This is a genomic window from Tenuibacillus multivorans (assembly GCF_900103915.1).
Taxonomy (GTDB): Bacteria; Bacillota; Bacilli; order Bacillales; family Alkalibacillaceae; genus Tenuibacillus; species Tenuibacillus multivorans.
The window spans coordinates 93,971-117,501 of record NZ_FNIG01000006.1; the positions used below are offsets into that span (position 1 = coordinate 93,971).

Annotated in this window: 28 protein-coding genes and 1 other RNA gene; 5 read left to right on the forward strand and 24 right to left on the reverse strand. The window is 36.3% G+C overall.

What is annotated here, in order from left to right:
* Positions 1-5: 5 nt before the first annotated feature.
* From BLP77_RS10255 to BLP77_RS10285, 7 genes are all read right to left on the reverse strand, one after another.
* Positions 6-254 (reverse strand): DUF2584 family protein, encoded by a 249-nt coding sequence (locus BLP77_RS10255; RefSeq protein WP_093857037.1) that lies wholly within the window; start codon positions 252-254, stop codon positions 6-8.
* A gap of 145 nt (positions 255-399) precedes the next feature.
* Positions 400-618, reverse strand: coding sequence for a YozE family protein (locus tag BLP77_RS10260; RefSeq protein ID WP_093857038.1), 219 nt, complete (start codon positions 616-618; stop codon positions 400-402).
* Between the two features lie 14 nt (positions 619-632).
* Positions 633-1,376 carry a twin-arginine translocase subunit TatC gene (tatC, locus tag BLP77_RS10265; RefSeq protein ID WP_307723623.1) on the reverse strand — a complete coding sequence of 248 codons (744 nt, stop codon included), beginning with the start codon at positions 1,374-1,376 and terminating at the stop codon, positions 633-635.
* A 148-nt stretch (positions 1,377-1,524) separates the two neighbouring features.
* Positions 1,525-1,737 carry a twin-arginine translocase TatA/TatE family subunit gene (gene tatA, locus BLP77_RS10270; RefSeq protein WP_093857040.1) on the reverse strand — a complete coding sequence of 71 codons (213 nt, stop codon included), beginning with the start codon at positions 1,735-1,737 and terminating at the stop codon, positions 1,525-1,527.
* Positions 1,738-1,763: 26 nt separating this feature from the next.
* On the reverse strand, positions 1,764-1,943 hold the full coding sequence (gene tatA / locus BLP77_RS10275) for a twin-arginine translocase TatA/TatE family subunit (RefSeq protein ID WP_093857174.1): 180 nt from the start codon (positions 1,941-1,943) through the stop codon (positions 1,764-1,766).
* Between the two features lie 100 nt (positions 1,944-2,043).
* Positions 2,044-2,532, reverse strand: a complete 489-nt coding sequence (locus BLP77_RS10280; protein ID WP_093857041.1) for a dihydrofolate reductase — start codon at positions 2,530-2,532, stop codon at positions 2,044-2,046.
* A gap of 13 nt (positions 2,533-2,545) precedes the next feature.
* On the reverse strand, positions 2,546-3,505 hold the full coding sequence (locus BLP77_RS10285; protein ID WP_093857042.1) for a thymidylate synthase: 960 nt from the start codon (positions 3,503-3,505) through the stop codon (positions 2,546-2,548).
* A gap of 113 nt (positions 3,506-3,618) precedes the next feature.
* Here BLP77_RS10285 and BLP77_RS10290 point away from each other — a divergent pair, with 113 nt between their 5' ends.
* Complete coding sequence (locus tag BLP77_RS10290; RefSeq protein WP_093857043.1) at positions 3,619-4,599, forward strand: C40 family peptidase; 981 nt, start codon at positions 3,619-3,621, stop codon at positions 4,597-4,599.
* Here the strand turns inward: BLP77_RS10290 and BLP77_RS10295 are convergent, their stop codons facing one another.
* The gene (locus tag BLP77_RS10295) at positions 4,600-5,445 is read right to left on the reverse strand and encodes a DUF72 domain-containing protein (protein ID WP_093857044.1); all 846 of its coding nucleotides are present in this window, start codon (positions 5,443-5,445) and stop codon (positions 4,600-4,602) included. It abuts the gene before it with no gap.
* A 246-nt stretch (positions 5,446-5,691) separates the two neighbouring features.
* Here BLP77_RS10295 and BLP77_RS10300 point away from each other — a divergent pair, with 246 nt between their 5' ends.
* Positions 5,692-5,892, forward strand: a complete 201-nt coding sequence (locus BLP77_RS10300) for a cold-shock protein (protein WP_093857045.1) — start codon at positions 5,692-5,694, stop codon at positions 5,890-5,892.
* Positions 5,893-6,053: 161 nt separating this feature from the next.
* Entirely contained in the window at positions 6,054-6,728 is a 675-nt protein-coding gene (locus BLP77_RS10305) for a queuosine precursor transporter (protein WP_093857046.1), read from the forward strand.
* A gap of 45 nt (positions 6,729-6,773) precedes the next feature.
* Here BLP77_RS10305 and BLP77_RS10310 read toward each other — a convergent pair whose 3' ends face one another.
* The 12 genes from BLP77_RS10310 to BLP77_RS10365 all read right to left on the reverse strand — a co-directional run bounded on the left by BLP77_RS10310 (position 6,774) and on the right by BLP77_RS10365 (position 16,237).
* The gene (locus tag BLP77_RS10310) at positions 6,774-7,598 is read right to left on the reverse strand and encodes a sulfurtransferase (protein ID WP_093857047.1); all 825 of its coding nucleotides are present in this window, start codon (positions 7,596-7,598) and stop codon (positions 6,774-6,776) included.
* A gap of 15 nt (positions 7,599-7,613) precedes the next feature.
* Entirely contained in the window at positions 7,614-8,129 is a 516-nt protein-coding gene (locus tag BLP77_RS10315) for an isoprenylcysteine carboxyl methyltransferase family protein (RefSeq protein ID WP_093857048.1), read from the reverse strand.
* A gap of 1 nt (position 8,130) precedes the next feature.
* A complete protein-coding gene (locus BLP77_RS10320) occupies positions 8,131-9,198 on the reverse strand; it encodes a type III polyketide synthase (RefSeq protein WP_093857049.1) in 1,068 nt (355 codons plus the stop codon).
* A 57-nt stretch (positions 9,199-9,255) separates the two neighbouring features.
* Positions 9,256-10,050 carry an SDR family NAD(P)-dependent oxidoreductase gene (locus BLP77_RS10325; RefSeq protein WP_093857050.1) on the reverse strand — a complete coding sequence of 265 codons (795 nt, stop codon included), beginning with the start codon at positions 10,048-10,050 and terminating at the stop codon, positions 9,256-9,258.
* 39 nt (positions 10,051-10,089) lie between these two features.
* Positions 10,090-11,589: a carboxypeptidase M32 gene (locus BLP77_RS10330; protein WP_093857051.1), complete on the reverse strand. Its 1,500-nt coding sequence runs from the start codon at positions 11,587-11,589 to the stop codon at positions 10,090-10,092.
* Positions 11,590-11,606: 17 nt separating this feature from the next.
* Positions 11,607-12,737, reverse strand: coding sequence for a THUMP domain-containing class I SAM-dependent RNA methyltransferase (locus BLP77_RS10335; RefSeq protein WP_245686856.1), 1,131 nt, complete (start codon positions 12,735-12,737; stop codon positions 11,607-11,609).
* Between the two features lie 69 nt (positions 12,738-12,806).
* Positions 12,807-13,189, reverse strand: an RNA gene (gene rnpB, locus BLP77_RS10340) — RNase P RNA component class B.
* Between the two features lie 76 nt (positions 13,190-13,265).
* A complete protein-coding gene (gene gpsB, locus BLP77_RS10345) occupies positions 13,266-13,586 on the reverse strand; it encodes a cell division regulator GpsB (protein ID WP_093857053.1) in 321 nt (106 codons plus the stop codon).
* Between the two features lie 27 nt (positions 13,587-13,613).
* Positions 13,614-14,174, reverse strand: coding sequence for an SLOG family protein (locus BLP77_RS10350; RefSeq protein ID WP_093857054.1), 561 nt, complete (start codon positions 14,172-14,174; stop codon positions 13,614-13,616).
* A 56-nt stretch (positions 14,175-14,230) separates the two neighbouring features.
* Entirely contained in the window at positions 14,231-14,641 is a 411-nt protein-coding gene (locus tag BLP77_RS10355) for a cytidine deaminase (RefSeq protein ID WP_093857055.1), read from the reverse strand.
* A 12-nt stretch (positions 14,642-14,653) separates the two neighbouring features.
* The gene (locus BLP77_RS10360) at positions 14,654-15,007 is read right to left on the reverse strand and encodes a DUF1798 family protein (protein WP_093857056.1); all 354 of its coding nucleotides are present in this window, start codon (positions 15,005-15,007) and stop codon (positions 14,654-14,656) included.
* A 267-nt stretch (positions 15,008-15,274) separates the two neighbouring features.
* A complete protein-coding gene (locus tag BLP77_RS10365) occupies positions 15,275-16,237 on the reverse strand; it encodes a DUF2515 family protein (RefSeq protein WP_093857057.1) in 963 nt (320 codons plus the stop codon).
* Between the two features lie 91 nt (positions 16,238-16,328).
* On the opposite strand from BLP77_RS10365, the gene recU reads away from it, so the two are divergent.
* Positions 16,329-16,991 (forward strand): Holliday junction resolvase RecU, encoded by a 663-nt coding sequence (gene recU, locus BLP77_RS10370; protein WP_093857058.1) that lies wholly within the window; start codon positions 16,329-16,331, stop codon positions 16,989-16,991.
* Positions 16,936-19,518, forward strand: coding sequence for a PBP1A family penicillin-binding protein (locus tag BLP77_RS10375; RefSeq protein WP_176753042.1), 2,583 nt, complete (start codon positions 16,936-16,938; stop codon positions 19,516-19,518). The genes recU and BLP77_RS10375 overlap by 56 nt, the downstream gene beginning before the upstream one ends.
* 79 nt (positions 19,519-19,597) lie before the next feature.
* Here BLP77_RS10375 and nth read toward each other — a convergent pair whose 3' ends face one another.
* The 4 genes from nth to BLP77_RS10395 form a co-directional block, all read right to left on the reverse strand.
* Positions 19,598-20,248: an endonuclease III gene (nth, locus tag BLP77_RS10380; protein ID WP_093857060.1), complete on the reverse strand. Its 651-nt coding sequence runs from the start codon at positions 20,246-20,248 to the stop codon at positions 19,598-19,600.
* Positions 20,249-20,265: 17 nt separating this feature from the next.
* Positions 20,266-20,934: a DnaD domain-containing protein gene (locus BLP77_RS10385; protein WP_093857061.1), complete on the reverse strand. Its 669-nt coding sequence runs from the start codon at positions 20,932-20,934 to the stop codon at positions 20,266-20,268.
* Between the two features lie 73 nt (positions 20,935-21,007).
* A complete protein-coding gene (gene asnS / locus BLP77_RS10390) occupies positions 21,008-22,300 on the reverse strand; it encodes an asparagine--tRNA ligase (protein ID WP_093857062.1) in 1,293 nt (430 codons plus the stop codon).
* Positions 22,301-22,322: 22 nt separating this feature from the next.
* The gene (locus tag BLP77_RS10395) at positions 22,323-23,504 is read right to left on the reverse strand and encodes a pyridoxal phosphate-dependent aminotransferase (protein ID WP_093857063.1); all 1,182 of its coding nucleotides are present in this window, start codon (positions 23,502-23,504) and stop codon (positions 22,323-22,325) included.
* Positions 23,505-23,531 lie beyond the last annotated feature (27 nt).

Below are 23,531 nucleotides of genomic sequence, written 5' to 3' on the forward strand. Positions count from 1 at the left end.
TGTCATTAATTGACGCTTTGTAAAGATATGAGTTGGTATTGGCACGTTGTTTTGTTACTTTCAAAAACTATTTTGACAATTTTCGCTATTCCCAACTGTTTTGAGCCCGGTTTTCGTATGATTTCAACTGTTTCATCAATCGGAAATAATTTATAACCTTCGAAGCTTACTTCAAATAAATCATGATCTTCTTTTATTCGTTGCTCTCTTCCATTAGTGATAATTCTCCATTCCATTGTTAGTGGTGTTGGCACCTTAGTCACCTCACATTAATTCAATGGATTTATAGTATATTATATCATTTGGACATATTATCTTGTGAAGGATTAAGTCGGAAGTTTTTAATAAGAGAATTTTAACTTACGTATAAAACCAATTAACCAGGTGATTTTCACCTGGTTAATTGGTTTGCTTATATTCTTCCCATACTTCATCAAAGGTTGTGAGTGCCTCAGGAAATGGTGAATGGAATTCGAAATATTGACTGATTACATGATAATCCGTTGATTGTTTTGGGAAGTCGTGCTCACGAAACATCCAATCGGCTAATTTCTTTTTGGGGTCATGCTTGGATTGTATTCCTCGATAACTCATCATGTAGTGATAGAAAGACTTCACAAAAAACACCTACTTTACGTCTCTTCCCCTAATTTTTTAACTCTTCTACGATAAACAATCGATGACATGGTAATGGAAATTTCGTATAAAATGATAAGTGGTACTGCAACGACTAATTGTAAAATAAAGTCTGGTGGTGACAGCATTGTACCTAATATAACTAGTATAAGATAAGCATACTTTCTCGTTTTTTTCATAAATCCTGGACTAATGATTCCTAAACTTGTTAAAAACATTGCAATAAGTGGAACTTCAAAAAAGATTGCAAACGGTAAAGTGATTTGCAGAATAAAACGGAAATAATTATTAGCTGTAAACATTTCGTTAACTAAACCATCAGCTAAATCTAATAAAAAGTTTAAAATTAAATCTTTGATAATAAAATATCCAAACAGTAAACCTAATAAAAATAAGATAAAAATTGCAGGAATATACAACAAGCTTACTTTTCTTTCATGCGAGGTTAAACCCGGACTTATAAATGACCATAACTGAAATGCTAAAAATGGCAATGTCACAAGCAAGCCTGTTACTGTTGCAATAATGACATATATCCAAATAATCTCAAATGGACCCAGGACAGTTAAGGTAAACGAAACGTCCCTTTCTATGAACCTATATATTTCTTCTACGTAAAAAAATCCAGCTCCAAAAGAAATAATAAATATGATTAAACTCCAGATAAGTCTTTTGCGAAGCTCACCTAAATGTTCTGTCCAGTCCATGACTTCCTGTTCTTGATTTGTCTTCTCTTCCATGGAATTCATCCTTTTGTGAAAAATTTAGCTTTCACTATGGCATGTCCCATACTTATTAACCCCATAGCGAAAGCCTTTTTCACATCATTTATTCCCTTAAAAGTTTCATAAAAGAAGATGTAAGGACTCCCCCTTACACCTTTACAAACTACTTTTGTTCATTTGAATCCGATATTTTTTGTTGCGTGTTGTCTGTCTTTTGATCATTGTCATCTGACATTAAATCATTTGTCGCTTTTTTAAACTCCTTTAACGACGAACCAAATGCTTTTCCGATTTCAGGTAACTTAGACGGTCCGAACACAATTAGCAACACGATTAAAATTAAAATTAATCCAGGAATTCCAATACTTGCAGGCATTAAAACCACTCCGTTCAGATAGTAAACTATTGATGATCAATGGTTTTGTTTGATTTTTGATCATCATCCGTTAGATCTTTTGTTGACTTTTTAAACTCTTTTAATGATTGACCTATAGCTTGACCTAATTCAGGTAGCTTTTTCGGGCCGAATATAATTAATAGGATTAACACAATTAAAATCAATCCCGGTATGCCTACTGACATGTTTAACACCATCCGATTCTTCTATTTTCCACTACTATTGTCGCTGATTTTATCACGATTTGCAAACATTTTATCAATAGTGTTAAAAAACGTTCACGATTTATACTGAATGTTTTCGGTCGTAAATATAGTAAGTGTGTTCATATTTATTCTTTTCATCTGTTTTACCTTTAATTTCCTCAATTTTCTCCCAATCTGAAAAATCAATATCTGGGAAGTAGGTATCGCCATCAAATGTCTCATGAATTAGAGTTATATATAATCGGTCAGCACGGGGGAAAGCAAGCTTAAATAACTCTGAACCACCGATTAGAAACACTTCATCTTCTTTTAAAAAAGGTTCCAGTTCATCTATTGAATGGACAACCGTGCAGCCCTCAACCTGAAAGTTTTTGTCTCTTGTCATGACGATATTTGTTCGATTAGGTAAGGGGCGACCGATCGATGAAAATGTTTTTCTACCCATAATAATCGTATGACCGGTTGTCACCTTCTTAAAGTATTTTAAATCATTGGGTAAATACCATGGCAATTCGTTATCTTTACCAATTACTTGTTGTTCATCCATAGCAAATATAAAAGATAGCATGTTTATTCATCTCCTAAACCGCAATCGGTGCTTTAATTGATGGATGCGGATTATAATCCTCGACTTTGATATCCTCGACTTCAAAATCGGATACAGATTGGACATCTGGATTTAACGATAAGGTTGGTAATGTTTTAGGCGTCCTTGAGAGCTGAATTTTTACTTGTTCAAAATGATTATAATAAATATGGGCATCACCAATCGTATGAATAAAATCCCCTACATTTAGGCCACATTCACGTGCAATTAAATGGGTTAATAACGAGTAACTCGCAATATTAAACGGAATGCCTAAGAAAATATCACCGCTACGCTGGTACAGTTGACACGATAGCTTACCATCTTGTACATAAAATTGAAATAAGGTATGACAAGGCGGTAATGCCATCGTTGGTACGTCCTCTGGATTCCAAGCGGAGACAATTAGTCGTCTAGAATTAGGGTTCTCTTTAATCGCTTGAATAACTTGTTCAATTTGATCGATTGTTTCATTATTCGAACTCTTCCAATGCCGCCATTGCTTTCCATACACATCACCAAGATGTCCATATTTTTCAGCAAAATCATCATTTTCCAAAATCGATTGTTTAAAACGTTCCATTTGTTTTTGATATTGTTCATTAAAATCCGGATCCTCTTGTGAACGAAGTCCGAAGTTTTGCATGTCTGGACCATCGTACTCATCGCTATCAACCCACTTCTGAAAAGCCCATTCATTCCAAATATTATTATTATGTAAAAGCAAATAACGTATGTTGGTGTCACCTTTTAAAAACCACAATAGCTCACTGACAATTAATTTAAACGGAACACGTTTAGTTGTTATTAATGGAAATCCTTCTTGTAAGTTAAAGCGCATTTGATAACCAAATACTGACCGAGTACCTGTACCTGTTCGGTCCCCGCGATCGGATCCAGTATCCAAAACGTGTTGGCATAAATCTAAGTACTGCTTCTCGTTCGTTTTTACCATAGCCATCCTCCCTAGTTAATTTTACTTTATTGTAACAAATAAATGTGTGATGGCATAGATTCAAATCACCTTCATATAATACCAACATCAAATAAAGAAAAAGGTGATGGTATATGGTTAGACATAAAAAATCAAGGTCCATATTCTTAAGTACGATGGCCGGAAGCCTTGCGATCAGTTCACCACTTGCCTTCACTTTACCCGTAGAGGCTGTATCTAAAGATGATTTTTCTGAATTAAAAGACTTGTCCTATGGCGAACATCATGATGCCGTTATTCATCTTCAAGAAAAATTAAAAACGTTGAATTATTTTCAAGGTGAATATTCAACTAAATATGATGTCTTAACTGAACATGCGGTCAAATCATTCCAAAAGGATCACGAACTAAATTCAAGTGGTGCAGTAGATGAAAACACGGTTTTAAAATTAGAAGAAGAGATTGAAAAACATTACCTTGAAACTATAAAAGAATACGCAGAAGAGCTTCATTTTGGTGAACAAAATAATCAAGTTAAACAAATACAAAAGGCACTTCATTACTTTGGCTTTTATCACGATTCGATTGATGCTAAAGCAGGACCAGCAACGAGAAAGGCATTGGAAAGAATGAATAAAGCCTATGACTTATCCCTGGATTTAACGAATTATAATCAAATTGTTCAAGTGGCTCAAAAAGAATCAAAACCAAAAATTGAGCAGACAGTTATAAAAAGTTCGGATGAAAGTACACCCCAATCCAATTCAGTTATTCAAACTGCCCGTTCTTATATGGGGTCTCCGTATGTATGGGGTGGGGAGTCTCCTTCTGGTTTTGATTGTAGTGGTTTTTTACAATTTGTCTTTAGTAAACACGGTAAATCTGTACCAAGAACAGTTGATGGAATTTGGTATTCATCCAAACCAGTGGATCAGCCAAGTATTGGTGATTTAGTGTTTTTTGAGACGTATAAACCTGGGCCTTCTCATGCTGGGATATACCTCGGAGATGGCCAATTTATCCACGCAGGAGTAAGTAATGGCGTTACGATCAGTAATGTTAATGATACCTACTGGCAATCACGTTATTTAGGTTCTCGTAGAGTTGTACAATAATTAAAATAAATTCATTTGTCTTGGATTAAGATCGTGATAATGTATATTTAATAAGTGCTGGAGCTGTTTAGCATTATCATATGCATCTCCACCAGAGTTGTTATTGAACAAAACCGTGATGTTTTGACTCTGATCATTCAATTGATAAATTCGTTCAACCCATTCTGATAGCTCTTGTTCACTATAGCGATATAAGAAACGTACTTTACGCCAGTTTTCTTGACCATTTTTGTTCCATCCCATAACGTTTCTACCGTGAAAACGGATGATGGTGTTTGATGGATGAGTGACAACAGGTACCATCGGGACAGAACCTTCTCCCGCCTGTGGTTCATCGCAAATTGAATGAATCCACCCTTCCTCCTTCATAAATTGTAGTGTATCTTTTCGCACATGGTCCTGAAACCATGTGCGATTTCTAAATTCTAAAGCAATTTTGTATTGGTCAAACTGAGATCGGATAAAGCGTAGTTTCGAAATATTATCTTTTGATAATTTAAACCATGGTGGAAATTGAAATAAGATACAGTTTAGCTTATTAGCCTCAACTAATGGCTGTATGCCTTCTTGATAATACCGAAACATCTCTTTTATGTCTTTACGTGTATAAGTTTTTCGATCGTGTCCCGTAAAGGCTTGATAAGATTTAACAACGAATGAGAAATTAGTTGGGGTTTGTTCACTCCATTTATGATACTGATCTTTGTTCATAATGCTATAAAAAGCACTGTCTAATTCGACAACAGGAAAGTGCGAAGCGTATGCTTCTAATTTACTTCGTTTGATTGGCTCTTGCTCGTGTATAGACGGATGATCACCCCATCCGGTCAAACCTATATGTATCAAAGCCTCACATCCCACTCAAAAATTACTAAATTTAGTATATAGGTATAACTTGACTGTGTCTATTCCATTCAGTTATACTAAATGTGCAATAAAGATGTGGAGAATCATAAATTGGGGAACTTCTATAGAAGTGAAAGATTGATTTGTGATCCTTCATTTCTATGGGGTTTCCCATTTTTTATATCCGCAAAATTTATTGTGAAATAAATTACCTTAATGGTGAAGTTTTTAGGAGGATTTTGAATCATGCAAAACGGTGTAGTAAAATGGTTTAATGCAGAAAAAGGTTATGGCTTTATTCAGGTTGAAGGTGGAGACGATGTATTCGTACATTATTCAGCAATCCAAGAAGAAGGTTTCAAAACTTTAGACGAAGGTCAAGAAGTTGAATTTGAAATCGTTGAAGGCGACCGTGGACCACAGGCTTCTAACGTAGCTAAAAAATAAATGATTGCAAATAACAAAATCGGCAGCTACATCAGTAGTTGCCGATTTTTTAAGTTATGATGACTTGCTTTAAATAAAATAGATGTATTATTATGATACTATTCGTGCAAAAACGCAGTTCGAAAATTCCTGCGATACCAAAACTAAGGAGATGATCAATAATGACAAACGAATTATTATGGTTTATTTTTGCACTTATTAACTTCCTCTTTCTCATTCTGATTTATCGTATTTTTGGAAAGAATGGTTTGCTCGTTTGGATTGGGATGTCCACCGTTGTGGCGAATCTCCAAGTTCTTAAAATGGTGGAATTATTCGGAGTAACTGCTACACTTGGGAATATAGTTTACGGTTCCATATTCTTAGCAACCGACATTCTGAATGAAAAATACGGTAAAAATGAGGCTCGAAAAGCAGTGTGGTTAGGTTTCTTTACACTGATTACGATGACGATTGTCATGCAAATTGCCCTTCGTTTTGAGCCAGCAGAAACGGACCAAGTCAATGGTGCTTTACAAACGTTATTTGATTTAGTACCTCAAGTAGCCATAGGCAGTTTATTAGCCTATATTGTGAGTCAAAATGCAGATGTTTTAATCTTTTCAAAGTTAAAAGAAAAATTCTCATCGAACCGTTTCTTATGGTTAAGAAATAACCTAAGTTCGATGACGAGTCAGCTCTTAGATACTTTTATTTTCTGTATCATTGCTTTTTGGGGAATATTCACGACTGACTTTTCGGTATGGTTAGAACTTTTCTTCTCAACCTATTTCATTAAGTTTATTGTGGCTGCGTTCGATACACCATTTATGTATATCGCCAAAAAATTTCATTAAGAAAATAGCTAATCCCCCCGCCATTAGTGTGACGGGGGGAGTTGTTTATACTGTTTTAATTGGGTTCTTGTTATTTGAAATCCAATCACTAAAACTTCCGACATATAACCGAACATTATGAAAACCTGCCTGCCATAATGCAACGACGTTTGGTGTAGCTGTGACCCCAGAACCACAGTAAACAATTATTTCATCCATTTTCTCTAATTCATTAAAGTATTCCTTTAAGACCTCAGATGACCGGAACCGTTTCTTTTGATCAAGTATATTAGTCCATTCATAATTAAAAGCACCGGGGATATGACCCGCCTTTTGGTCAATGGGTTCAACTTTACCTATATACCTTTCGTAGCTTCTTGAATCGATTAAAGCTACATTATTTTGATCTTTATGTTCTTTAACATACTGTTGATCAGCTACAATTTGCTCATTCACTTTATAAGTACCATAGGATGATTTAGCATCGATTGAAAGGTCTTTTGTGACAGGGTACCCCGCTTCCTTCCAGGCCTCTATTCCACCATTCATTAAAAAAACTTTAGGGTGTTGCATCAACTGAAGCATCCAATATAATCGAGAAGCAAAGGCACGATTTTGATCATAAATAATCACAAGTGTTTGTTTTGTAATCCCTTTTTGCACTAATGTTTTCACGAAATCATCTAGCATTGGTAAGGGATGACGTCCACCGGTTGATTTTACTTCCCCACTTAAATCCCGCTCTAAATCAAAATAAACTGCTTGAGGTAAATGCTCCTTCCGGTATGCATCCTCTCCCCATGTCTTATTTTGTAGGTCAAATCGACAATCAGCAAATACGACATCTTCTTCTGTCGAAAGATGATAGGATTCATCAATTGAAATTATCAACGGCTTTCTCCTCCCTTATGATTTATCTACCAAATATTGTTCTAATGCACTATTCTCCAGTGGTATACGTTTATTCATTAACCATAAATGCAAGCTAAAAAAGATAACCCCTGTCATATATGCTTTAAACATAATCGGAATAACTAAAAATTCTAAGCCAACGACGATGTAATTAGGATGTTTAATCCAGCGGTAAGGCCCTTTAACAATTAAATTCGAATTGGGCTGCACAATCACTTTAGTATTCCAATACCTACCTAACGATATAAGGCACCAAAATCGGAAAATCTGAAGCAATAAAAAGACACCAAAGATAAAAATCGGTAACCTTTGCTCCCATTGATGAACGACATAGCTCTCAGCTATTAATACAACGAAAAAAAGAGTATGTGTCATGACAATATGTCGATAATAAGGATCTTGAACTTCAAATGCTCCATGTTCCTTCTGATATTTTTCATTGGAGTGAGCTACGAATAACTCTATAATTCTTAATGCAATTAAATAAATGATCAAGGCTAGATAAATCATTTTACGCCCACTCCAATAGTAACATCTCGGACGAAAAACCTGGTCCTAAAGCCGATACAAGATGATATTGTTTATGAAAGGCATGTTCTTGATTATTTAAGGCCTCTTTTATAACAAATAATACCGTTGGTGATGACATATTGCCGTATTTTCTTAAAACGTCTTTTGAAAATGCAATCGATTGGTTTTCAGCCATAACGTTTTCTATTTCTTCGATGACTTTCCGGCCACCAGGGTGTGATAAAAGGTTTTCTATGTCCGAAAGCTCAATATGAGATTCGCTTAAAAATTCATCTAAGTGTTTGCGCCAAAATGTTCGAACAATTTTAGGTATACTCGTTGCAAATACCACATGGAAGCCATCATTTTTAATATTCCAACCCATGACATCAACACTATCTGGCAGCATTTTGGACGTAGTTGAAATGACTCTTAATGATTTAGCTTTTTTTTGCTCCGCTAAACGATGTGCGGCCCCTAATAATATGGCAGAACTAGCACCATCAGAGAATAGCGCAGCCCCAACGATATCTTGTGCATCTAACTGATCACGATGAAAGGCAACACTTGCAAGCTCAACAGCTACAATCATAATAGAATGCGTCGGGTTTGCTCTCAAATAATCATTTGCTCTTGATAAAGCTATCCCGCCACCAGCACAACCCAAACCGAATAACGGCATTCGATTTACATTATGTTGAAAAGGTAGTCTGTTCATTAAGTGTATGTCTAATGAAGGCGTTAAAATACCTGTACTTGTTACAGTTATAATCGCATCAATATCTTCAATATTTAATTCACCTTGATCAATACTATTGATGACCGCACGCTCTGCAAGTTCGATGCCTTTACTCATGAATAATTGGTTTCGCTCAGCAAAATCATGATTCTGTTTAAACCAATCGGATTCCACAACAAAATGACGAGTGTCAATCTGGGCCTTATCAAAAACGGATAAATATTTAGATAATCGATTTTCGGTTATTAATGTTTTAATTAAATCTTTAGCCTCGTGCTGCTTGAGCTGATGGTCAGGTAATGCTGTTCCGACACTATGTAAGACGGACATGGACACTCATCCTTTTTATTCTTACCGTTTCCAATCAGCTTATGATTTATGCAGAAATTAGAAACCGTAGATCGTCATGCCACCATCCACCATCAAGGTTTGCCCTGTCATATAATTACTAGCATCCGATGCTAAAAAGACAGCAGGTCCAGCAATTTCTTCAAGTTTACCAATACGCCCCATCGGTGTACGATCAACGATATCCTGAACATATTGCTCATCTTGTAGTAACTTCTCCGTTAAAGCTGTCGGGAAGTACCATGGTCCAATCGCATTAACGTTAATACCGTATTTTCCCCATTCAAGCGAAAGTGTTTTCGTCATTTGGATAATGGCGGCCTTCGTCATCGCGTAAATAACACCTGTTCTTAAAGCGGTTTGGCCGGCAACAGATGAAACAGAAATGATTTTTCCTTTTTTATTTTGATCAATCATTTGTTTTGCGATATGTTTGGATAGAAATAAGGCACTTTTCATATTGGTATCAATAATTTGTTGCCATTCATCTTCTGTTACATCTAATGCTTCACTTCTTATATTCATGCCAGCATTGTTAACTAAAATATCAACTGCACCTAAACCTGTTAATATGTCTAACTGATGCTTAATATAGTCAAGTTCAGTCACAGAGGCTGCTATATAATCTACATTAACCTGGTAATCTTGTTCAATTTGCTTTGCGGTTTGGCTTAGGTCTTCATCTGAGCGTGCTATTAGAATGACATCAGCACCTGCCTCAGCATAAGCCATAGCGATTGCACGCCCAATTCCTTTAGTCGCTCCAGTTACAACTGCCCTCTTCCCTTTTAATTCAAAGCTTGGTAAATAAGTCTCCACTCTTAGCCTCCTCATGTGAAAGAAGGCTATTCTAACTCAGAATAGCCTTCACACTTACCAGTTATAAATTTTTTGGTATTTATCTTCAAGATAGTTAACTAAATGATCAGGGTTTAATCCTTCCCCTGTTACCTCTTTAAGTAAATCTAATGGCTCTTTCATACTACCCTTTTGATGGATATTTTCGTTTAACCATTTTTTAATTGGTGATAAATCATCGTTTCGAATGGATTGATCAATATTAACTGATTGATCTAGTGCTGATCGGATTTGTGCACCATACATATATCCAAGTGCATAAGATGGGAAATAACCGAAGTCACCGCCAGACCAATGTATATCCTGTAATACCCCATCAGCATCATTCTCAGGTCGAATACCGAGATAATCTTCCATCTTGTCATTCCAAAGCTTCGGAAGATCCTTAACTTCAATTTTTTCATTAATTAAGTCCTTTTCCAACTCGTAACGGATCATAATGTGTAATGGATAAGTCATTTCGTCAGCCTCTATACGAATAAATGAAGGCTTAACTTCATTTATAGCACGATAAAATTCAGCTTTAGGAATATCTTTAAACGAATCGGGAGCATATTCTAAAAATAGATTGTAATATTGGTCCCAGAACGTCTCATTTCGACCGACAAAATTTTCCCAGAATAGAGACTGTGATTCGTGTATCCCCATTGAGATTGCGGAACATACTGGCGTATCGTATAGATCTTTATCTAATCCTTGCTCATATAAAGCGTGACCTCCCTCGTGCACTGTACCAAATACTGCCATGCGGAAGTCGTTCTCGTCATAACGCGTTGTAACACGAACGTCATCGTGATTAACATTAATGGCGAACGGATGTACCGTTTCATCAAGTCTTCCAGCTTCAAAATCATATCCCATATTCTCTAATACTTTTAAAGCAAACTGCTCTTGGTTCTCTTTAGGAAAATACGTTAATATAGGTTCAGGATTCGGTTTATCTGAAGAATCGTTAACCTTTTGAATTAATTTAGACAAATCATCTCTCAGCTTCGGAAAGACTTGGTCTAATGTCTTAACTGTCACACCTGGTTCAAAGTTATCTAATAAAGCATCATACCGATCTTCTTTATAACCCCAATATTCAGCAAAACGAATGTTAAAAGCAACGATTTTTTCTAAATAAGGTCGGAATAATTCAAAATCGGACTTTTCACGCGCTTCTGTCCAAACGGATTCTGCTTGTGATGTCAATTCAACATATTCTTTATATTCCTCAACAGGGATTTTCTTCGATTGATTATATTCTTTTTCAACTAACTCAACGGATCTACGTATAACTGGATTACTAGAATCCCTTAATTGATCAATATATGTTTTCATCTGATCAGAAGTCGTTAACTCATGTACCTTTTGCGAAAATAAAGATAACGTCTCTGAACGTCTTTTAACGCCTTTTTTAGGTATCTTTGTTCTTAAATCCCACGCAATCAATTTAATGGCTTCTGCATAAGATTCAATTTGTTTATAATATTCCAAAAATTCCTGTTCCAATTTAGTGTATGTATTCCCCATTTATCTTCCCCCTAAATTTATTTTATGCCGAAGTACTGATAATAATCAGTACGAATAAATCCATTAAAGAGCTTCCGTTTTTTCGTTGCTTTTTGACCGTAATAGCTTTCAAAGTTATTATAAGCTGTCATAATATAGACGCTCCATTTAGGAAATTGTGACATAATGCTTCCTAAATCACGATAAATTTGCTCTACTGTTTCTTGATCACCTAACCGTTCACCATAGGGCGGGTTACCAATTAAATAACCTTTTTCAGCATGTGGGACAAAATCCTTAACCTGCATCTGTTTCCAGGTTATAAGATCGGCTAGTCCCGCTTCCAAAGCATTATTTTGAGCGATTTCAACAGCCTGATGACTAATATCTGAACCAATAATATCTAATGGTTGATCGTAATTAGCCAAATCCTCAGCTTCTTCTAAGGCTTGATCCCAAATCACTGACGGAATGGATTCCCACTCTTCAGCCGAAAACTCCCGATTAAATCCAGGTGCGATGTTCTGACCGATTAACGCAGCTTCAATCGGAATCGTACCAGAACCCGTAAATGGATCAACAAATGGATCATGGGGTGTCCAATTTGTCAACTTAATCAAGGCGGCAGCTAACGTCTCCTTTAATGGCGCCTCACCCTGGCCAACACGATAACCACGTTTATGTAATCCAGAACCGGACGTATCAAGCGATAAAGTCACTTCGTCCTTTAGTATCGAGACCTCTACTTTATACCTTGGGCCAGTTTCCTCTAATCGTGTGGTTAATTGATGAGCATCTTGAAGGCGATTCACAATTGCCTTTTTGACGATGGATTGACAATCAGGCACAGAATATAACTTGGATTTATGTGATTTACCTACGACGTGGATAAACCCGTCCTTTGAAATCCATTCTTCCCAAGGTAAATCTTTCGTTTGCTCAAATAATTCCTCAAAAGAATAAGCTTTAAACTGATCCATTAATAATTTAACGCGATCAGCTGTTCGTAGCCATAAATTACTTCTTGCAATTCCAGATAAATCGGATTGGTAGATAATGCGTCCATTTTCAGTTTTGGAATCTTTATACCCTAGCTGTTTAACTTCATCTCTAACAATAGATTCTAAACCCATTGCTGCTGTTGCGATTAGTGTAATTGGTTGTGACAACGTTTCCAATCCTTTCAGCATAAGTTGAACATATTATGTAAGGCATAAATAAAGTGGACCTATAAGTGTTCGTGTAAGCCATGTTCTGTACCTTTGTACTACTAACGGTGGTCAACCTCGTACTTAGGTCGTAACCATCTATCTACAAGTCAATTAACTTGTCTTTCTGCTAGGTTCATTTCCCCGCAGAAAGTGCCCCTACCATCATTTGGGTTGCTCACTCGTGGGGTTTACCGCGTTCCAGCTTGATTGTTTCCAATCAAGTTCGTCTCTGTGGCACATTAAAGGTAATCCAGTCCTATCATGACGACTTAGACTGATTCCCCGCCGTTAGCTAACGTATTAGCTACCTTGACTTATGGTTTCGTCAAGCACGAACACTACGAGCATCTCAGCTTGTGTGAGCATGGACTTTCCTCTCTGTTCAGTGAACAGAGCGGTTACGTAAACACTTATTTCACTTTGTTTATGCCTGAATAATTGATTTTAACATAAATCATTTAATTAATCATTAACAATATATAGCAATTAATCCGAATACTTTTTACCAAAAACGGCTTTTTCTAAGTTGGATAAACGTTGTAATACATCATAATTAATTTGACCACGTTGTTGTGTTTGATTTGAACTTGTCGCTGTATTTGATCTTTTTGGCGTCGAAGTAGCAGCTGCACCTGATGATTTTAACTTTTTATTTTCATCTCTTAATTGGGCAATTTCTTTATGAAGTGTTTCGTAATCCTCAATCACTGAATCGAGAAATTCATCGACCTCATCCTGATTATATCCTCTTATCGTCGTTTTAAACTCTTTGTCCAAAATTTCCTGACTTGTAAGATTAACTTTCATAGCAAATCCTCCTAGATAAAGCTTATATTAGTCAATGTCGTTCCATTCTTGCATGTCCCGTGCCAAATCATCCAAATCAAATGAATTGATCACGATTAATTCATAATTATGTTTTTCTTGATACTTCAATGCTAACTCATAGAAATACTTAGGTGAACCACCAAATTCCTCTTCATACAAAATGACACAACCATCCGTTTTTTCAATCATCCATTTGTTTTTAACAAAATATTGCTTTGGACCTTCATAAAGTTGTTTGGTTAAAGGCTGATAAAAGTCAGCCCGTTGGATCATTTGTTGGTAAACCTTTTGTTTATCTTCCTTCCAAATCATCTCTTGGTCCATAAATGGTGGAATAACAGCGATTTTAACTGTAAATTCATCCTTTAAAACCTGAACAACATCAAAAGCCCATGTTTCAACTCCTTGTTGTCCGGAAATAACCACCCATTCAAGCCCATCTTCAATTAGTGTTAATAACTTTCTTTTTAAAGCTTCTTTTATGATGGTCACTTTATCATCTTGATCTTGAAATATATTCAGTTCATGAGGTTTGTAACCTGTAATGGTAATCGAATTTATACTCATATTGTTAGTATATCAAAAAAAGGACTAGTTTGTACTAGCCCTTTTTATTAAACCGATTATTTTTCTTGTCCCTTTGATAAATCCTCTTGATTAAACGAAAAAGGAAGTAACTCTTCGACTCTTACTTCTTTATATTCTTGATTTTTACTACAAATATAAATTGGCATTTCTTTATTGAAAAACTCACTCATCACTTGTCTGCAAGAACCACATGGTGGAACCGGACGACTTGTATGAGCAATAACAGCCATCGCCTGAAAATCTCGCTCCCCCTCAGAAATAGCCTTAAATATGGCGGTTCGTTCAGCACAGCAAGATACCGGATAAGCTGCATTTTCGATGTTACATCCCCTGTATACCTTCCCATCTTCTGTTATCAGTGCCGCACCCACCGGAAAGTTTGAATAAGGTACGTAAGCACGGTCTAACATTTCGGTTGCTTCTTTGATTAACTGTTCATGATTCATGTTAGTTCGCTCCTATTCCGTCATATGTTCGTCCAAAATTAAATTCATATTATATTTAACCGACTGGTACAATTCCATAAAACGCTTTTTTCTTACATCGTTAAAATAACTGTGAAGAATCATAATTTCTAAATTATCTAATGTATTTTTTATTTGATTTGGAAATAAAGGAAGTTTATGAACGATTTGATTCGCATCCTTTTCCCATTTCTCTATTTTGTCAAAGATGGGGGTGGCTTCTTCTTTCATAAGATTGAAATCATCATAATTTTTACGGTCAAATTTTCTTTCATAAAAATAACGATGATACATAGCCTCGACATCTTGCTTAAGAATGTTCTCCGTTAGCCGCAAAAATTCCTGCACAACAATCACCTTGCCTTTAATGTTACTCTATCACGAATTTCCACGGCACGCCATCATTTCCTTTTTAATTCAGGATTAACTAATTGCATGCGTTTCTTAAGATGTTCAAGCTCCAGTTCTAAACGTTGTAGAGATTCCAATAAATGTTCCTTATTGTTTGGATATTTCATCGACCTCTCCTCCTTTGTTTATCTTTATTAGATATGCTACTTTAAACTCCTGTATGAACGACAAACAAAGAAGATAAGCAACAAAGGTTCTTATACTTTAGCTTTTTTCGACAGATTCGTGTTTAATGGATGATTTAATTGAACTCATATGCTGCAACCATTCACGTTTTTGATAAAAAGCTTCATTGAGCGGCTGTAGATCACGGACTTTTTCTTCCTTCCACCACTTGCGCTTCACCTTCGTATCTTTAGCCCAATCCCCTTTATAATCTGTCCAATTATGATCCGTATTGCGATAAAAATCCATTAATGGTTCTGATTGTATAGGTTGTTGATCGAGAAATTGTTCATATTCTAAACGACTACCGTCAATTTCTATATTTCTCGAAAACGATAAAAATAATGGGTATAAATAGGGATAGAACAATAAATTAGCAATCTTTTTCCCAATCGAAATCCGTTTACTCACACTTAAAAAATTTGATACAAATTCGCCGTACAACTGTCCATTCTCTGTTGGCAATAAAACAGCATTGAAATCCATCATGTTTTGCATTTGAAAAGGAAACGATCGGAATATTTTGTTTTTATATGGGCGATGTTCCATGATCGGTTGCTCAACAATGTTTTGTTCATTGATGATCTGAGCATATAACAATCTCTCTTCTTTTCTATTACGGTAGAATCGATACCACTCTTCTTCAATAAATGATGAAACATAAAAGTGTTTCAGTAAGAAAAATAAGGGTGTCTTTTTTTCGATCGATAATTGATAGATTAGCAACTGTGGATAAGCATCCTGAAAGATATACCAGTTAATGCTTTCATACGTTAAATAAAGTGACTTACGTTTATCTTCAGACAAGAACTGAACATAAGGGTCTGTCTGTAAATCGGTCATATTCCATCCCGCATTTCGAGACACAAAACTAGCTAAAAAGGCCCATCTAATTTCTGGAAATTGCTCATAAAAATTTAAGTATGCTTTCGTTCTTGTTATGTTATTTTCATTATGCTTTTTAGTCTGTTCTTTAATGTAATTAACAAGCAATGGGATCATATTTTCAGTCCTTTACGAGCATTTTGTAATAGTATATCCAAATCTTTATGCTTTAAAATTTGATATACTATTTATGTGAGGAGGAATCAATTTGAAATATCCAAAAGGAAGTCGACAACATCAAATTCATAATAATAGACCATCCTATAAGCAAAATACGCAGTTTGGAAATCGCGGAATGACCCTCGAAAAAGAGATTGTTGAAACGAATAAATATTATTTAGAGACGGATCGAGCCGTCATTCATAAAAAACCAACACCTATTCAAATTGTACAAGTCGATTATCCTAAACGAAGTGCAGCCGTTATTAAAGAAGCCTATTTTCAGCAGCCGTCAACGACTGACTTTAACGGTATCTATAAAGGTAAATATATTGATTTTGAAGCTAAACAAACGAATAATAAAACATCCTTACCATTTGCGAACATCCATGATCATCAAGTTGAGCATATGAAACAAGTCGATGAACATGGCGGTATATGTTTCTTTATTATTCGTTTTAAAATAAAAAATGAAACTTTTTTGCTTCCCATACGTCCATTTATAGAGGTTTGGGAAAAACAAATAGAGGGAAATAGAAAATCCATACCCTACTCATACATCAAAGAAAACGGTTATTTAATCCCTTTTTCATTGCAAGCTAAGGTGGATTATCTAAAAATAATCGAACGTGCATACTTCAACGGAGGAGATAATGATGAGTCAACAAGTCAAAAGCAGAAAAGCGAAACGACAAACAAAGAAAAAAAATAAAAAAATAAATTGGAAAAAAGTCATGATGGCATGCCTCATTATTGGGGTATTAGGTATGTTTATCGTGGCAGGTGTCGTCTTTTCTTATATTAAAGATGCACCACCACTAAATGCAGAAGAATTACAAGTCCCTCTTTCGACCACTATACTTGATCGAAATGGTGATGTCATAGCAGAACTTGGTACGCAAAAACGGGAAAATATTGAATATGATGAAATCCCGGAAGTACTTGAAAATTCGGTATTAGCTACAGAAGACGTCCGATTCTTTGAACATAGTGGGGTTGATTTGAAGCGTATTGGTGGTGCTGTTATCGCTAATATTACAGAGGGATTTGGTGCAGAAGGCGCAAGTACCATCACGCAACAGGTCGTGAAAAATGCGTTCTTAACACCAAAAAAATCAATCGAACGTAAGGTACAAGAGCAATATTTAGCCTTTAAGCTTGAACAACAATATGAAAAAGAAGAAATTTTTACGATGTATTTAAACATGATTCCTTATGGTAAGGATATCTATGGTGTAAAAAAGGCATCTGAAGCTTTCTTTGGAAAAAGTAATTTAAATGAATTAACATTAGCTGAATCAGCCTTATTAGCCGGGATTCCGCAACGACCAAATGCTTATAATCCTTTTATTAATCCCGAACTAGCCGAGCAGCGACGTAATACAGTATTAAATCTCATGGTTCAGCACGATAAAATATCCGAACAGGAAGCTGAGGAAGCCAAAAAAATTAAAGTTGTCGATATGATTCAGGAGAATTATGAATCAGACATTCCTTACGAATCATTTATCGAACGGGTATTACAGGAAACCAGTGAACAATTAGATGATGAAGTCGATGTATATTCAGCTGGTTTAACGATTCATACAACCTTGGATCCTAATGCACAAGACCGCGTCGAATACTTGTTAAGTGATGAAAGTCCTGCGCCATTTCCGGATGAAAAATTCCAAGCAGGGATTGCCGCCATTGATACAAAGACAGGTGAAATACTCGCCATAGGTGGCGGAAGAAATAAAGAAGGCATTTGGGGAGGTATGAACTTCGCCCTTAACCCGAACGGTCGTCAACCAGGATCAGTGATTAAACCAATTTTAGACTATGGACCAGCTATCGAATTCGAAAAATGGTCGACCTATCATCAAATTAATGATGAAGAAATAACTTACGAAGGTAGCGACAAAGTTATAAACAACTTTGATCATCGTTACAGAGGTTGGGTAACGATGCGACATGCATTGTACCAATCATTAAACGTTCCAGCTGTTAAAACGTTTAATGAAATAGATACAAATCAAGCGGTCGATTTTGCTCAAGGACTTGGTATACCATATGATCAAACCGTTCATCAATCTGATGCGATTGGTGGCGGAGATAATAACGTCAATCCTTTACAATTAGCGGGGGCTTTTGCCGCGTTTGGTAATGGTGGTATTTACAATGAACCGTACGCTGTTACTAAAATTGTTTATCCAGAAGAGGAACAAGTGATTGAAGTCAATCATGATTCAAGTATGGCCATGTCAGACTATACAGCATATATGATTTCTGATGTACTAAAAGATGTTATTCGTCATCCTCTAGGTACAGCCAATAGTCGAGTTAATGTTGGGAATTTACCCGTTGCAGCCAAAACGGGTACCACAAACCGTGGAGATGCGGCAGTAGATTCTTGGATAGCAGGTTATACGACAAACTATTCAATAGCTGTTTGGGGCGGTTACCCTGAAGAAGATCCTATTCCTAATATAGGTAAATCAGTTCCAACCACTATTTTTACTGATCTAATAACGCATATGTCTCAAGGTGTTGAAACAGCTGATTTCGCTAAACCTGATTCAGTTGTTGAAGTTCCCGTTGAGGAAGGGACTCGACCAGCTAAGTTGCCTAGTGATTTTACGCCAAATGATGAAATCATAACCGAGTTATTTGTTAAAGGTACCGAACCAACAGAAACATCCGAAAAATATGATCAACTAAATCCAGTTGAAAACTTAAAAGCTGATTTTAATGAAGACAATAGTACCATTGAATTAACATGGGAGCACCCATCACTACAACAAGAAGAGGATCAAGAAGAACAACCTGAAATCGCCTTTAACTTAAGAGCATCGGTCAATGACAGTGACATGCAACAAATTGCAACCGTTCAAGAAACTGAATTAATGTTTGACCAAATCGAACCAGGTGCAACTTATACGTTCGAGATCACAGCTGTTGATACGAACAATGAAGAAAATCAAAGTGAACCTACAACAGTTACCATTGAAACACCAGATAGGGAATCTGATTTCTGGGATGACTTTTTTGATAATGAACGAGGCAATGGCAGAGATAATGAAGAAGGAAATGAAGATGGTGAAAATGACGAAGATGGTGATCCATCAAATGGTGATGGACCAGGTGAAGGTGACAACCAAGATCCCGATAACGGATTACCAGTAGAAGATGGAGATCAATCAGAAGATGATCCTATCGATAATCCTGATGAAGAGGGTTCTAATGATGAAACGACTTAGTAACGTATAAAGCGAAATATATCTAAAAGAGCATCAAATTGCAATGTCTATGCAATTTGATGCTCTCTTTTATATAATATTAGGAACGTTTTTTCATCCGTTTTTGTCCTTCACGACATAGATGAAATAAAGGGCATTCAGGGCAATTGGGATTTTTTGCTTTACAATGATAACGACCAAAGAAGATCATACGATGATGTGTTTCGCTCCATTCTTCTTTTGGAACTTTTCTCATCAAAGTCTTTTCAACTTCTAATACAGAATCTTTCCACCTGCAAATACCTAATCGCTTGGATACACGTTCAACGTGGGTGTCAACAGCTATTGAAGGGACACCAAAAGCGACTGATACTACCACATTAGCTGTTTTACGTCCTACACCTGCTAAATCGATGAGTTCATCGTAATTAGATGGGACTTGTCCATTATGTTTTTCAATTAAATCCGCACAAAGCTTTCTTATATTTTTGGCTTTATTACGATACAAACCAATCCGACGAATATCATGTTGTAATTCGTCTAAGGTAACAGCTAAATAATCCTCAGGCGATTTATATTTTTTAAATAAGTCCGGTGTCACTTTATTCACTAAAGCATCAGTTGCTTGAGCAGATAAAACAACCGCAATTAGTAGTTCAAATTCATTTGAATGTGTTAATTCACATTCCGCATCTGGAAACATCTCTTTAAGTGTATCCAAAACCTCTCTAACTTGTTTTCTATTTAACACTGACTTCCCCTCCTCCCCTAATCTTCAAGCCAATTGTAATAAACGGATGTGTCACGTTTTGGACGCTGATTTTTGTTTGTTGTTGTCTCGACTTTCTCTTGTTGCTTCGTATCTTTCACACTTTTAATTCCTCGTTTTTTCCATTCATTTAAAATGCGGTCAATATAGCGAAAGTTTAATTTTCCCATTAAAACAGACTCTCTCAAAGCAGCTTTAATTAATGCCGGTTTAAAGCGATCATCGTCTAACCAATAACTAATCGTCTCGATTTCTATAGGGGATAGGCCACGACCAAATTCTTGTTCAAACAGTTGAAATAATTTCCCCTCTTCTGCTTTAGAGTCATCAATTTGACCATCAATTTCATATAGTTTTTCTATCAATGGTGTAATGGAATACCACTCATGGACCATTTGGCTCTCATCTTGAAATTGATCAATTGATAATAAACCACTATTTCTTAACTTTTTTAGCACATTTGAAACTTCATTGGAATTAATCATCATATGCTGCGCAATTTGATCAAATGAAGGTAGTAACTCATGCTCTTTTTGCAATCTGAGCACCTGTAATATAACCATTAAATCCATTTCAGTTAATTCAAGTGTTTGATAATCTTTTATTAGTTTTGAAGGAACGTTCAATTGGTCAATTAATATTTTTTGATATGAAAATGGTAAGTTCAATGTTCTCCCACCCTTTTGGAAGCTTGCTTCCTAATAGAAAGAGATGACCCTATTGGAGTCATCCCTGAAAAACTTAAGGATATAGACGGTTGAGTAATCTTGGGAATGGAATCGTCTCACGAATATGCTCAATACCCGTAATCCAAGCCACTGTTCTTTCTAAGCCTAGTCCAAACCCAGAATGCGGTACACTACCGTAGTTTCTAAGCTGTAAGTACCACTCATAAGCAGGGCCATTTAAATCATGTTCATCATAGCGTTGCTGCATGAGTTCGTAGTCATCGATTCTCTGTGAACCTCCAATAATTTCCCCGTATCCTTCAGGTGCAATTAAGTCTGCACATAGGGCTACCTTTGGATTGTCTGGATCGGGCTTCATATAAAAAGCCTTAATTTCAACTGGGAAATGTGTAATAAACACTGGCTTATCATAAGCTTCTGCAATGGCCGTTTCATGCGGAGCTCCGAAGTCATCGCCCCAATCAATATCGTCAAAGCCTTGGTCTTTTAAGAACTGAATGGCATCATCATACGTTATTCTAGGGAATGGTGCTTCAATATTCTCTAATTTAGATGTATCCCGATCAAGTGTATTTAATTCAATTTTACAATTTTTCAACACAGATTGAACAACGTGTGATACATATTGTTCTTGTAGCTGTAAGCTTTCTTCATGGTCCATAAAGGCCATCTCGGGTTCTATCATCCAGAACTCAATTAAATGTCTTCTCGTTTTTGATTTTTCTGCTCTAAACGTTGGACCGAAAGAAAAAACTCGTCCTAATGCCATAGCTGCAGCTTCCAAATATAGTTGTCCACTTTGTGATAAATAAGCATCTTCGTCAAAGTACTTCGTATGGAACAATTCGGTCGTTCCTTCAGCGGACGCTCCTGTTAAAATAGGTGGGTCAACCTTTGCAAAGCCTTGGTCATTAAAGAACTCGTATGTAGAGCGAATAATTTCATTACGTACTTTCATAATCGCATGTTGTTTTTTAGATCTCAGCCATAGATGACGATGGTCCATTAGGAATTCTGTACCATGCTCTTTAGGTGTGATTGGATAATCCTCTGCTTCTTGTATCACTTCTAAGTCAGTTACTTGTAATTCAAATCCTAAAGGACTGCGTTTATCTTCAACAACTTTTCCGGTTACATAGAGAGAAGTTTCTTGATTAATATTTTTCGCTAAATCAAATACATCTTCGGATACGGCTGATTTAGCCACTACACCTTGAATAAATCCTGTGCCATCACGTAATTGTAAAAACGCAATCTTTCCGCTTGAGCGTTTATTATGTAACCAAGCGCCAATAGTGACGGTATCGTCTAAATGGTTTTTAATGGTTGAAATAGTCGTTTTCAACTTGATTTCCTCCTTCAATTTATTAAGAATATTTCTCTACAAAACGTTTTATACGTTTAGCGGCTTCTTCCAGTTGATCTAATGATGTGGCATAAGATAAACGCACATTATCCTCTGAACCGAATCCAGACCCCGGAACAATCGCAACTTTTTCTTCTTCCAACAGTTGTGCCACCCACTCGTCAGTTGTCTCAAAAGGTGATGCTTCAACCACCTGTTTAACATTCGGAAATAAATAAAAGGCACCATCTGGTTTAACGCATGTAACCTGTGGGATTTCTACTAACCAATTGTATAATTTATTTAATCGTTCTTCAAAGGCTTTCTTCATATTAATAATTTCTTCTTCTGAATTCGTATAAGCTGCAATAGCCGCATGTTGAGAAATTGATGTTGGATTTGATGTTGCGTGTGACGCTAAATTAGACATCGCCTTGATAATTCGTTTTTGACCCGCAGCATAACCAATTCTCCAACCTGTCATGGAATGTGATTTACTAACACCATTAACAATGATTGTACTTTCCTTAAGTTCTGGTGATCCACCAGCCATAGAATAGTGTTCCTTTTCACCATAAATTAACTTCTCATAAATTTCATCTGAGACAATCCATAAATTATGCTTTAAGGCCATGTCACCTAAAGCCTTCAATTCCTCTTGGCTGTATAAAACCCCCGTTGGATTACTTGGTGAATTAATAATCACTGCTTTGGTTTGATCAGTTATAGCTGCTTCAAGCTGCTCTGGTGTTAGTTTAAATTGATTTTCCTCTTTAGCTTTTACATAAATCGGTTGGCCTTCTGCAAGCTTTATTTGTTCTGGGTAGCTCACCCAATAAGGAATCGGAACAATCACTTCGTCACCTTTGTTCAGTAACACTTGAAATAATGTATATAAAGCGTGTTTAGCACCAGTTGTGACAATAATTTCATCACGATTATAGGCTAATTGTTGATCACGTTTAAATTTATCAATGATAGCATCCTTTAGTTCAACCATACCGCCAGCTGGTGTATATTTCGTCTTCCCATCATCCATTGCCTTTTTTGCGGCATCCAATATATATTTTGGTGTATTAAAATCAGGTTCACCAGCACCTAGTCCGATGACATCATGTCCTTCCGCTTTCAAGGCCTTTGCCTTTGACGTAATAGCAAGTGTACTTGAAGGGGTTAATGATTGAACGCGCGTAGCTAAATCCATATGTATCCAAACACTCCTCCATTATAT